Genomic DNA, 11939 nt, shown 5'->3' on the forward strand with positions numbered 1-11939 from the left:
CCTCAGGAGCCGAGGCGACCGGCCACGCCGGAGTGGCGTGTGGTCACGGCGGACAGGAGTCGACGACCGTCAGGGACACGACCTCGGCGGCCGGCACCCGGCGAGGGGCGGACTTGTCGGCGAGGACGGTGAAGGTCTTCGCCCCGACGCTCAGTTCGCCGCAGAGGACGGCTCCAGGCGTCACGACGAGCACCCGGGGCCGCGGGTCCTGGCCCGCGGGAGAGGTGTCCCGGGGGAGCCACCAGGACGTCAGCGCCATGGCGGCGATCACGGGCAGGGAGACCAGCAGCGCGATCCTCGCCCTGCGGACGCCCGACCAGCTCTCCTTCGCGGCAGCCGCCTTGTACCGTGCCAGGGAGCCGTGACGGCTGCGCAGCCGGTCCCGGTCGACCGGCCCCGAACCACCCACCGCGGCAGCGCGCGACGCGGCCCACAGGCCGTAGAGCGCGACGGTGAAACCACATCCCAGGACCGCGGTCACGACACCGCGCCATACGGGGCTCAGTTCGGCCGTCCTGCCGGGGCCTCCGAGCATGAGCCCGGCGGTCATGGCGGTGACCAGCAGTCCCAGCCCGGTACGCCACTGCTCCGCGCTGGCGCGGGCCCGGGCGAGCGAGTCCCCCGCGTACTCACGCCACTCCGCGTCCTCCGCGAGCCGGCGCTCGCTCGGCGGAGCGGACGGTTTCCGGTACCGGGCCGGGGGGCTCACGTTTCTTCCCGGAGCACTTCGAGGGCGAACGTGATGCCGCAGCCGGTGCTGACGCCCGCGGGCCTGTCGCCGTGGGTGAGCTCGCAGTTGCAGGTGACGTGGACGCGCGTGTAGGGGTCCGGGGTCCCCGTGGCGTCGTCACCGAGCACCCCCGATTCACCGGCGGCGGTCAGGATCTCCTCGCCCGAGATGTTCCCCCGGCAGCGGGGGCAGGCGCCGCTGACGAGGACCCGGGTGACTCCGCCCGAGCTCTCGACGACCGCGCTCAGCGCCGGCTCCTCCGCGACGCACATGTCGTAGGCGACTTCCGTCCACTCGTATGCCAGTGGATTGTCGAGTTCGTACCTCAGGTCACGGTGTCCGTCGGCTGTCACTGTGGTCCTCCGCGCTGCTGGTGCGTGCCGATGGGAATGAGAGGGGCCCAGTCGTGGACGGGGCGCGACCGGACGCCTCGTCCGGCGAGGAGCCGGCGGGTGGACCGGTGCACGGCCGTCGCCATGGTGTTCTCCGGCAGGGCGTGCAGCACCATCTCCACGTACCGGCCGGCGAGTGTGGAGTCTCCGAGTTCTCCGACCGTGGCCAGTACTTCGTCGGAGCCTCCCGCCAGCGCGAGTGTGGCGACGCTGATCGGGTCGCTGGGCGCGCGGCCGGGGTAGGCACTGCCCCAGCAGGCGATCAGTGCGAGCCGCCGGGGCGGGCGTTGGCCCAGGAGGTCCGCGGGCAGGAGCCACTCGTTCTCGTCGAGTTCGAGATAGTGGCCCGCCCCGGGGAGCGGACGGCCGTGTCCGGCCAGCACCATCAGTTCCCGCCCGTCACAGATGGCACCGCGGGCTTCGGCCGCCGAGGACAGCCGACGGGGATTCCAACGGCGGTCCCGCTCGAACAGGTCCATCCGATGGTGCCGTACGAGCGGGCTGCGCCACACGTCGACCTCCAGGGCCGATCGGGGCGACGGCGTGCGCAGCGCCTCGGCGTACCGTGTGGTCAGTTGCCGCTGGATGGTCAGCGACGGGCAGATCACGAAGCGTGCGGCCTCGCCCAGGACGAGACCGCCCTCCAGCGGAAGCGCGCCCCACGGCACCACCCACAGCTCACCGGCCGGGACGATCAGCAGATCCTGCGGGCCCCCGGCCGAGAGCGCCGTGATCAGACCCGGTGGGAGCAGCGCGGAAAGCGGCCGCAGGTCGTCGACCGTCAGTGCCAGCCGCTCCGTGGCCCGCTCACCGCTCCTGAGCACGGACAGCAGGTCCAGCGCGGTGGGTGACAGCCGAAGGCTGCCCATGGAGGAGCGGGCCCCCGGAGCGCTCCAGGACCAGCGCACCAGGTCCTCGTCGGCGGGATCGAGGAGGACCTGGAGCGTGTGGCATCCGTCGGGCAGTGCCTCCAGGAGCGCCCCGCCCTCGTCGGCCGGTGGGAGGTACACGGCCGCCAGCAGGTCGTCCAGCGATTTGTCCGCCCGGGGCTCGTCCTGCCGCCGGAACTCGAACGCGCCCAGGCGGCGTATCCGGTTCTCCCGGCGCTCGTCGTCGGAGCGGTCCTTGTCGGGTCGGGAGCTTCTCCGGTGCGCGAGCAGCCTGCGGTCCGCCCCGGCCAGCAGTTCCTGGAGCCGGTCCGGTTCGTCGCCGGCCAGGGCGGCGCTGTTCGCCTCGAGCAGCCCCGCGAGCCGGCGACCGGCCAGGAAGTCGGCCACCACGGCGAAGGTTTCGGGCGAGTGGTGCTTCTCCGCCGCCGACAGCGCTTCCTTGTACACGTCCCGGAAGCGTCCCCGGTACTCGTTCTGGAAGCGCTCCTCCCGGTGGTCGGCACGGTAGGACTCGACCTCCACGACCGCCTCGCGCCAAGTCCGCAGCGCGTCCTCCGGCGAGCCGTGCTGTTCCTGTGCCTCCGCCAGTTTGCTCATCGCGTTGGACATGCCCAGCAGATCGCCGAGTTCGCGGTACTGCTCCAGCGAGCGGGTGAACAGTTCCACCGCTTCCGCCCAGTTTCCCCGGCTTCGTGCGGTTCTGGCCAGGTCCTGCGCCGCGTGCGCCCGTGCACGCGGCAGGCCGGCGGCCGTGGCGAGCTCCAGGGCTTTGTCGTACTCGCCCGCCGCGTCGTCGAACCGGCGGTCGTCCAGGTAGAGGTCACCGCGTAACGAGTGCACATTGACCAGACCCGTCGGGTTGCCGTCCTGCTGGAAGGCCGTCATCGCGGGGCCGAGCCATTCCCAGGCTTCGGCGTGCCGCCCCCACCGGTGCATCCAGCCCGCCAGCCTCTGGGCCGCGTTTCCCTGACCCAGGGCGGACCGGACTGCCGAGAACGTGGCGTAGGCGTCCTTGCCGTGCTGTTCCGCCTGGGCCCGGTCGCCGAGCCACTGCGCGCATTCGGCGGCACCGAGCAGCGCGTTCCCCCGGTACACGGGGTCGTCGAGAGCGGTGGCGATCCCCGCCGCCTCCCGGAACTGGTCCAGGGCGAGCTCCGCGGAGTGGTTCCACAGCGTCATGTACGCCCAGGGGACCAGTGCCCGTAGCCGGCCGAAGCGGTAGGCCGAGGCGTCGGCCACCACCGTCGCCTTCTCGAAGTGTTCGGCGGCGGCCTCGATGCGGTCCTGCTCCATGGCGATGTTGCCGAGCCCGATGTGCGCGTGCACCGCGGGCAGTTGTGGCCTGCTTCCCGTCTCCTCCTCGAGGAGGGCCCGGAAGGCGGCCAGTGCCGCTGTGTGCGCCCCCGACCGCACCGCGTTGTCGCCCTCGGTCTCCAGGCGTAACTGCCGCACCCAGGCTTCGGGCGTCATACCCGGATTCCACGTTCCCGGCGGGGCCGCGTCGTCCAGCAGCATCCGGTAGCGGCTGCGCAAGGCGATCGGCCCGGGCACCTCGATGTCCCGCACCAGCGCCCGTCTCCGTCCGGCGTCCGGGCTCTGCCACGCGGCCAGGAGCACCTCGCACGCCGGATGCCCGGCGATGTCCGTGACGTAGGAATCCCCCACTGGCTCCCCTCTCCCCCCGGGGGGCCGAAGATATCCAGCCAGGACCGGCCTGGCCACAGCGAAGACGGGAGCCACTCTTTCGGATGTATTTTTGTCAGAATATTCGTGCATTTTGCGACGATGTGATCGTCAAGGAGTGCCGCCGACGGGAAGGCGGATCATGGGGCCGCACAGGCGATGTCAGTCCGGGCAGGCATAGTCCCGCACATGTTCGACGGACTTCACGACATCGACTGGTCCTCCATGGGGCATGCCTACGGCACCGCCGAGGAGTTGCCGGTCCTGCTCACGGCCCTTTGCTCCCCGGACGCCGACGAACGGGCCAAGGCCCTCGACCGGTACTACGGCGCTGTCCACCACCAGGGAGACGTGTACGGGGCCACAACGGCCAGTCTGCCGTTCCTCCTGGAGCTGGCGGGCGACGACACCACCCCCGACCGGGCGGAGGTCGTCCGACTTCTGGTGAGCATCGCCGGCACGAGCGTCGAGCGCTGCGGCGACGAGTACGTCGGCGATGTCGACTACGCCGGTGCGGCCGCGGCGCTGCGCGCGCGAGCGGAGGCCTTCGTCGAGTGGGCGTCGGACGACGACCCTCGCGTGCGCCGGGCCGCCGTTCCGGCGCTGGGACTGCTCCTCGATGACACCCGGTGGGCCATGGCCGTACTGAGGGAACGGCTTGCGTCCGAATCAGGCGTCGTCGAGCGGCTGCTGGTCCTGGACGCGACGGCCGAACTGGTGCTGCGCCGACCGGAGGTGAAGGACGAGGCGACGGCGTGGTTCGCCACGCTGGCCGCCGACGAGGAGGCCGGTTCCGTGACCCGGCTCGCGGCCGTCGTCCAACGGGCCCGCTGTGCTCCCCAGGACATCGACGGCGAGGTCGTCCCGACCGCCGTCGCGCTGTTGCGCGAGTCGGCGGGCGAGGCCGTGCCGGAGGAGACATGGGCGGACCCGCCCCGGCCGGAAACCCCCACCGCCCCGGCGGAGGGTGTGCCCCCGCAGGTCGTCGCGGCTTTCGAGGAGCTCGACCGTCAGGGGCACGTCCACGCGCCGACCACGGGGCTCCTGCGCACCTTCCACGACGCGCTGGCGGGCCGGGTGCCCGAGCGCACGGCCCTGATCGAGGAGCAGCTGCGCGGTCCGGAGCTCGGCTCCCGCCTGGACGCGGTCCGCATGAGCGCCGACCTGATGAAGGGGTGGCGCGGCGACCACACGCGGCTGGTCCTGCTGGTCGCCGAGCAGTTGGACGCACCTCATCCGGACGTCGTCGCCGAGGCGGCCGCCGTTCTCGGCGCCTGTCATGTGATCGCCGAACCCGCCCGCGAGGCTCTGGCCGCGCTCGTCGACTCCCAGCGCGCGGCGCACGGTCCGGACGTGTGGACCACCGAGCGGCACAGGCTCCGCAGGGCCCACCAGGAGGCGGTCCGGGCACTCGCGAGACTCGGCGACCTCCGGGCCGTGCCCAGTCTGCTGGTGGCCCTCGACAGCGGGGTCGACGCCTGGCGGGCGGTGGAAGTCGCCGGCGCCGTTCCGCGGGCCGCGGGCCGGCTGGTGCCGCGGTTGTGCGAGCTGTTGCGCGGCATCGACCCGCGGCAGGAGTGGGCCGACATGAGCGCCGGTGCGCTGGTGACCGCCTTGGTCCGGCTCGGCGACCCGGCGGCCGTCCCCACCCTCGCCGACACGTTGGCCCGAGCCACGCGGCACGGACAGGGGAGCGCCATCGCCCGCTCCGTCCTCAAGGCACTCGGCGCGTTCGGCACCACGGCGGCGTCCGCCCTGGAGACGATCCGCCCGCTGACCGGTTCCTCCGACGGCCACCTCAGGACGGCGGCTGTCGCCGCGCTGTGGGAGATCGGCCGGGACCCCGAGGAGGTGCTGCCCCTGCTGCGCGAACTCCTCGCCGACGGCGTGTGGTACTCGGCCACCGAAGCCGCCGATGTGCTGGGCCGGGTCGGCCGGCCCGCCGCACCGGCCCTCCCCCGCCTCCGGGAACTGCTCGACCACGACTACGAGTGGGTGCGCGTCCATTGCGCCGCCGCGATCTGGGACATCCGCGGCGAGACGGAGGCGGACACGGTGCTCGAGGTGTTGCTCGGGGCTTGGCGGCAGAACCGGGCGACGGCCGGTTTCGTGGTGGCCTGCCTGGACCGGATGGGACTCGCGGCGAGGCCCGCCCTGTCGTCGCTCCGCTCGGAACTGGCGCGTCCGGCTCGCGACCGGCTCCTGGGCATCGAGAAGGACGAACAGCTCCAAGGGGCCGTCCGGGCGCTGCTGGCCCGGCTCGCCTGAGCGACGGCGTACCGCGAAGGCATGCGGTACATCGCCACCCTCGGCTTCCCTCCTGCCCGGCGACGGCCCCTTCCACCTGCCCCGGCCGCTGACCAGCGGCCGGGGCAGCACCCTGCACCAGACGCACGAGGCGGACCTCGCCGCAACCTCCCGGTTCCTCCTGCGCGAGGAGCAACTCCGCGGCCGTACCGCCGAACCGTCGGGTTATCTGTCCACCCGCCTGACCGTACGACGCGACGGCCGCCCGGTCCTCGACCAGCACACCGTCTACGGGCCCCGACCCCGACCCGGCTCCGCGACCTCCTCGACACCGCGCTCGCACACGTCTCCGACGCGGCGGCGTCGCCCACGAGGTGAGAACGTCACACCGGGCACGCCGATCTCATCGACGAACTTCCAGTCGTCCTGCTACGCGGCGGCGCGGCGGGAGCCGGCCGAAGCCATGCCGAGCCACGTGTGGGGGTTGCCCTCCCAGCACCAGCCGAGTTTGGGAGCGTGCCGGCTGATCCAGATCGCCGGGACGCGGCGGTCGCCGGAGCGTGAACCGCCGAGGGAGAAGCACTTGTTCTTGACCAGGATCCCGGGGAAGTGGGTGATCAACGCGATCCCCTCCTCGATGGTGAGCGGGGTGCGTCCCCTGGCGGCGATGGTGTCCATGGCGTCGTGGGGCACGGCACCGCAGAACTCCTCTCCGCGCTCGATGTCGAACAGCAGGTAGGCGCGCCGGTCGGGGAGGCAGGTTTCCTTGACGGCGACGAACCGTTCGAGGGCGCCGGGCTCGAAGGACCGGTCCACGAAGCCGGGCTCGGCCTTTCCGCGGAGGGTGGTGCGCGCCATCGTCCGCTCGATCGGGACGACTTCCCGGGTGACCACGAGCAGGAAGGGCACGCGCCCGGTGTCCGGCTCCCATGTGCCGTCTCCGATGCCGGTGACGAGGTCGCGCAGGGGCGCGACCAGGGCGGTGAACTGTTCCGGGGTCAGGCGGGCCGACGCCGGACAGTCCCGTTCGACGAGGTTGCGGACCTGCCGGTCGAACTCGGTGCCGGGGTCGATGGCGGTGTGTGTCATGGTGTCCTTCCGGGCGGTCCGGGTTGCCGGGCCCTCGCGGTTCCCGGCGGGGACGATCGTGTGGTCGAACGTCGGGGGAGAGGGCTTCTTCGAGGTCAGGGCAGCGGTTTCGGGGTGACGCGGGCGAGGGCGCCGGTCTCCAGTGCCGTCCACACGGCGCCGTCGGGGCCGAGGGCGATGCCGTGCGGCTCCGAGCCGGACGTGGGCAGGTCGTGCACCTCGATCACGCCCTCGGTGGTGATGGAGCCGACACGGTTGCCGCCCCACTCCGTGAACCACAGGGCGCCGCCGGTGCCCGCGGTGATGGCGTGCGGCCGGCCGGCGCGGTCGGGCAGCGGGAACTCCCTGGTCTCGCCCCCGGTGGTGATGCGGCCGATGTGGCCGGCGGCGATCGCGACGTACCAGAGGGCGTCATCGGGACCGAGGGTGATGCCGACCGGTGCGGAGGCCGCGGTGGGCAGCGGGTGGACGGTGACCGTGCCGTCGGTGCCGATCCGGCCGATCGCGTCGGCCTGGTTCATGGTGAACCACATCCCGCCGTCCGGTCCCGCGGTGATCGCGGACGGGAACGTGCCGGTGGCCGGGAGCGGGAACTCGGTGACCTCACCGCCGGTGGTGATGCGGCCGATGCGGTCGGCGGCGGTCTCGGTGAACCACAGCGCCCCGTCGGGCCCCGCCGCGATGCCGAACGGCCCGCACTCCGCGGTGGGCAACGGGAACTCCGCGACGGCGCCGTCGGTGGTGATCCGGCCGATGCGGTGGGCCCGGTACTCGGTGAACCACAGGGCACCGTCCGGTCCGGTGGTGATGACCGTCGGCCCGCAGTCGGGGTCGAGCCGGTGGCTCTCCGGTGCGGCGCCGGGTACGAGCCGGCCGATCCGGCCACTGTGGACCAGGGTGTACCACAGCGCGCCGTCCGGGCCGGTGGTGACCGCGTACGGCCCGCCGCCGCCCACGGGGTGTTCCTCGATCGACACGTGTGTCATACGGTCTCCGGTCCGTGGTCGGCGGCGATGCGGGCGATGTCGGCCGGGGTGCCGGCCATGATGGTGCGGGCGTGTTCGGTGACCAGCTCCGCCGGCCAGTCCCACCAGGCGGCACGCAGGAGCCGGTCGATGCCGGCGTCGTCGAACCGCCGCCGGATCGGGCGGGCCGGATTGCCGCCGACGATCGTGTACGGCGGTACGTCCGCGGTGACGACCGCGCCGGCGGCGATGATGGCGCCGTCGCCGATGCGTACGCCGGGCATGACGGTGGACCGGTGTCCGAACCAGACGTCGTTGCCGACCACGGTGTCGCCCCGGCTGGGCATGCCGGTGACGATGTCGAGGGTCCGCTCGGCCCACTCGCCGCCGAACATGGTGAACGGGAAGGTGGACACACCCATCGTCGGATGGTCGGCGCCCGCCATCAGGAACCGGGTGCCCGTGGCGATGGCACAGTACTTGCCGATGATCAGCCGTTCCGGGCCGTAGGCGTAGAGCACGTTGTGGTGCTCGAAGCCGGTGGCGCCTTCGGGGTCGTCGTAGTAGGTGTACTCACCCACGACGATCTTCGGTGAGCCGACCAGCGGTTTGAGGAACACCACCCGCTCATGTGCCGGCAGCGGGTGGAGGGTCGTCGGATCAGGTGTCAACTTCCAGCTCCTGGTGAGGGCGTGACTGCGGGGACGGGGTCGAGGAAGCCGTGGACGCGGCGCAGCCGGGACCGCTCGGTGACCATGACGGCGAGTCCGACGATCACGGCGGGGCCGCCGGCCGGCGCCAGTTCCCAGGCGAGGCGGGCCACGTCGTGGTGGCCGTCGACCTTCCCGGCCGGCCGGTACACCAGGCCGGGGAACCGCCGCTGGGCCGTGGCCACCACGTCCTCGATGGCGTCGCGGCCCTCGGCCGCCACGATCGGATCGACGTAGCCGGCGTCGTCGGTCCACAGGCCGTCGACGAGCGCCCGGCGCCTGGCCGGGTCGCGCTCGTTCCAGCTCGCCAGGTACCGCCTGGCCAGCTCGTCGAAGCCGGACATGGTCGATCTCCCTCCGCCGCCGTGCTCCGTTCCACCACGCTAGGGCCGGGGGCCGGGAGCGGAATCCGTCACGCCCCGGCAATCCGGCCCGGGATCGCCGGCCGGCTTAAGTACTCTCGCCACGTGTTGTACGGACGGAGTGACGAGATATCGGTCATCGACCGCTTGCTGGCGGACTGCCGGACCGGTCGCAGCGGTTGCCTGCTCATCACCGGGGAGCCGGGCATGGGCAAGACCGCGCTGATGGAGCACGCGGCGTCGGCGGCCGAGGGCTTACGGGTCATGCGCGGCACCGCGATCGAGTCCGAGGCCCACCTGCCGTTCGCCGGCCTGCACCTGCTGCTGCGGCCCGCCCTCGACCGGGCCGACGCCCTCCCCGCCCCGCAGGCGCGTGCGCTGCGCGGGGCCTTCGGTCTCGCCCCGGCCGAACCGGGCGACCGCATGCTCGTCGGCCTCGCCGTCCTCTCCCTCCTCGCCGAATTCGCCGACGGCGGGCCCGTCCTGTGCCTCGTCGACGACGCGCAGTGGCTGGACCGGGCGTCGGCCGAGGCCCTGCTGTTCGCCGCGCGGCGGCTCGACGCCGAGGGCACGGCACTGATCATCACCGCCCGGACCGGCTTCGACGCCCCCGGACTCGCCCACCTGCCGCTGAAAGGGCTCGACGCGCCCGCCGCCGCCGGCCTGCTGGCCGAGCACGCCGCCACGCTGTCCCCCGCCAACCGGTACCGGGTACTGGCCGAAGCACAGGGCAACCCGCTCGCCCTCCTCGAACTGCCCCTCGCTCTCGCCGCCGGCCGGCCGGTGGCCACCGGCCAGGCCCTGCCCATGACCGACACGGTCCAGGCGGCGTTCCTCGACCGGGTACGGCGGCTGCCCGAGCCGAGCAGGCACCTGCTGCTCGTCGCGGCCGCCGAGGACACCGGTGACCGCGACGTCGTCCTGCGCGCGGCCGCCCCTCTCGGCTGCCGCCCCACGGATCTGGTGCCCGCGGAAACGGCGGGGCTGCTCCGGGTGGACAACCGCACCGTGCGCTTCCGACACCCCCTCGTGCGGTCGGCCGTCTACCAGGCGGCGCCGGTCAGCCTCCGCCTCGTGGTGCACACGGCCCTCGCCGAGGCCCTCCACCGGCCGGAGGACGCCGACCGGCGCGCCTGGCACCACGCCGTGGTGGCCACCGGCCCCGACGAGCAGGTGGCCGCGGAACTGGAGAGCACCGCCCGACGGGCCATCGAGCGCAGCGGATACGCCGCCGCGGCGGCGGCGTACGAACGGGCCGCGCAGCTCACGGAGTCCGGCACGGACCGGGCCCGCCGGCTCGTGCTGGCCGCGGAGGCGATCGCCGAGGAAGGCGACATCGACCGCATGGTGGAGCTGGCCCGGCACGGCGCGGCGAGCACCGACGACCCGGCCCTGACCGTGCGCGCCATCCGGGTCCGCGCCGCCGCGGCGTTCCACCACGGCCTGCTCCGCACGGCCCGCCGGTTGCTGACCGAGGCGGCCGAGCTGACCCGGGACGACGATCCGGCACTGGCCGCCCACATGATGCTCGACGCGGTGCACGCCGCCTGGTACCTCGGGAAGGATGAGATCGCGGACACCGCGGACCGGCTGGCCGCCCTGCCGCTGCCGCCCGAAGAGCCGCTCGCCCACGTGGCCCGCCTGCTGACCTGGACGGTGCGGTCCGCGATCGGCCAGGGGGACCGGGACCACGGGACCCTCACACGACGCATCGCGGCCGCCGAACGGACCGGATTCGGCGGCCCGCACGACACGATCCTGGTCGGAGCCACCAGCCTCCAGGCCGCCGGCCAGGACACCGAGGCACACCGGGTGGCCGGCGAGCTCCTCGCCCGGTGCCGCGACCGCGGATGGATCGGCCGGACCCCGCCCGCGCTGGCGTGTGTCGCCCGCACGTCGACCTTCCTCGGCCGGCACACCGACGCCTGGGACGAGGCGACCGAAGCGCTGAACATCGCCCAGGAGCTCGGACACCGGCAGTGGATCGCCGAGATCAGCGGCGTACTGGCCTACCTGGCCGCGGTGACGGGCGACGAGCGACGCTGTCACGCCTTCGCCGACGACGCGCTCGCCGCGCCGGAGCCCGACGCGGCCCCGCCCGGCATGTCCTGGGCGCACTGGGCACTGGCCCTGCTCGACCTCGGCCACGCCCGGTGGGAGTCCGCCCGCACCCGCCTGGCCGCCCTGCACACCGGACCGGTGAGCCATCAGCTTCCCGGCCTGCGCAGCATTCCCGACCTGGTCGAGGCGGCGGTGCGGCTCGGCCGGCCGGCCGACGCCCGTGAGCCGCTCGCACGGCTCACGGCCTGGGCGCACGATGCCGCGCAGCCGTGGATCGACGCGCACGTCCAACGCTGCCGCGCGCTGCTCGCGCCGGAAGCGGACGCGGCGGAGCTGTACCGGGCCGCATTGCGGCTGCACCCCGACGACCGGCGGTTCGAACGCGCGCGAACCGCTCTCCTCTACGGCGAGTGGCTGCGCCGTGTGCGCCGCAAGTCCGAGGCCAGGAACCAACTCCGCGACGCGTTCGAGACCTTCCGGAGACTCGGTGCCACGCCCTGGGCGGAGCGGGCCCGCGCCGAGCTCGACGCGACCGGTGAAGCCGTACCCGGAGCCGGAGCCGGAGCCGGGGCCGCGGACGGAACGGGAGCGCTGTCCGTGCTCACCTCGCAGGAACGGAAGATCATCCGGCTGGCCGCACGCGGCCTGTCCAACCGGGACATCGCCGCGCAGTTGTTCCTCAGTCCGCGCACGGTCGGGTACCACCTCTACAAGGCGTTCCCCAAACTCGGCGTCACCGCGCGAACCGAACTCGCCGCCCTCGCACCCACGGATGCCGCACCATGACGCCGCTTCACGGCCCGGCCCGGT

At 73.2% G+C, this 11939-nt stretch carries 9 protein-coding genes and 1 pseudogene; 3 read left to right on the forward strand and 7 right to left on the reverse strand.

Annotation, left to right across the window (positions count from 1 at the left end; genetic code table 11):
- Window positions 1–43: 43 nt before the first annotated feature.
- Genes ACZ62B_RS18830 through ACZ62B_RS18840 form a run of 3 tightly spaced genes read right to left on the reverse strand, consistent with a single transcriptional unit; the run spans window position 44 to window position 3677 of the window.
- Window positions 44–709, reverse strand: coding sequence for a hypothetical protein (locus ACZ62B_RS18830; RefSeq protein ID WP_344566236.1), 666 nt, complete (start codon window positions 707–709; stop codon window positions 44–46).
- Window positions 706–1083, reverse strand: coding sequence for a hypothetical protein (locus ACZ62B_RS18835; RefSeq protein ID WP_344566234.1), 378 nt, complete (start codon window positions 1081–1083; stop codon window positions 706–708). Before ACZ62B_RS18835 ends, ACZ62B_RS18830 begins: the two co-directional genes overlap by 4 nt.
- Complete coding sequence (locus ACZ62B_RS18840; RefSeq protein WP_468886642.1) at window positions 1080–3677, reverse strand: tetratricopeptide repeat protein; 2598 nt, start codon at window positions 3675–3677, stop codon at window positions 1080–1082. The genes ACZ62B_RS18835 and ACZ62B_RS18840 overlap by 4 nt, the downstream gene beginning before the upstream one ends.
- A gap of 207 nt (window positions 3678–3884) precedes the next feature.
- Between ACZ62B_RS18840 and ACZ62B_RS18845 the strand changes: the two genes are divergently transcribed.
- Both ACZ62B_RS18845 and ACZ62B_RS18850 read left to right on the forward strand, forming a co-directional pair.
- On the forward strand, window positions 3885–5963 hold the full coding sequence (locus ACZ62B_RS18845) for a HEAT repeat domain-containing protein (protein WP_469691194.1): 2079 nt from the start codon (window positions 3885–3887) through the stop codon (window positions 5961–5963).
- A gap of 88 nt (window positions 5964–6051) precedes the next feature.
- Window positions 6052–6252, forward strand: a pseudogene (locus tag ACZ62B_RS18850) (urease accessory protein UreD); the annotation flags it as partial.
- A gap of 119 nt (window positions 6253–6371) precedes the next feature.
- Here the strand turns inward: ACZ62B_RS18850 and ACZ62B_RS18855 are convergent.
- The 4 genes from ACZ62B_RS18855 to ACZ62B_RS18870 form a co-directional block, all read right to left on the reverse strand.
- Window positions 6372–7031 (reverse strand): DUF5701 family protein, encoded by a 660-nt coding sequence (locus ACZ62B_RS18855; protein ID WP_344565612.1) that lies wholly within the window; start codon window positions 7029–7031, stop codon window positions 6372–6374.
- Between the two features lie 95 nt (window positions 7032–7126).
- Window positions 7127–8017: a Vgb family protein gene (locus ACZ62B_RS18860; RefSeq protein ID WP_344565610.1), complete on the reverse strand. Its 891-nt coding sequence runs from the start codon at window positions 8015–8017 to the stop codon at window positions 7127–7129.
- On the reverse strand, window positions 8014–8667 hold the full coding sequence (locus ACZ62B_RS18865; RefSeq protein WP_344565608.1) for a CatB-related O-acetyltransferase: 654 nt from the start codon (window positions 8665–8667) through the stop codon (window positions 8014–8016). Before ACZ62B_RS18865 ends, ACZ62B_RS18860 begins: the two co-directional genes overlap by 4 nt.
- Window positions 8664–9050 carry a nuclear transport factor 2 family protein gene (locus tag ACZ62B_RS18870; RefSeq protein WP_344565606.1) on the reverse strand — a complete coding sequence of 129 codons (387 nt, stop codon included), beginning with the start codon at window positions 9048–9050 and terminating at the stop codon, window positions 8664–8666. Before ACZ62B_RS18870 ends, ACZ62B_RS18865 begins: the two co-directional genes overlap by 4 nt.
- A gap of 123 nt (window positions 9051–9173) precedes the next feature.
- Here ACZ62B_RS18870 and ACZ62B_RS18875 point away from each other — a divergent pair, with 123 nt between their 5' ends.
- Complete coding sequence (locus ACZ62B_RS18875; protein ID WP_469691198.1) at window positions 9174–11915, forward strand: AAA family ATPase; 2742 nt, start codon at window positions 9174–9176, stop codon at window positions 11913–11915.
- Window positions 11916–11939: the final 24 nt, after the last annotated feature.

The sequence above is a fragment of the Streptomyces sp. NPDC053426 genome (genome assembly GCF_055585405.1).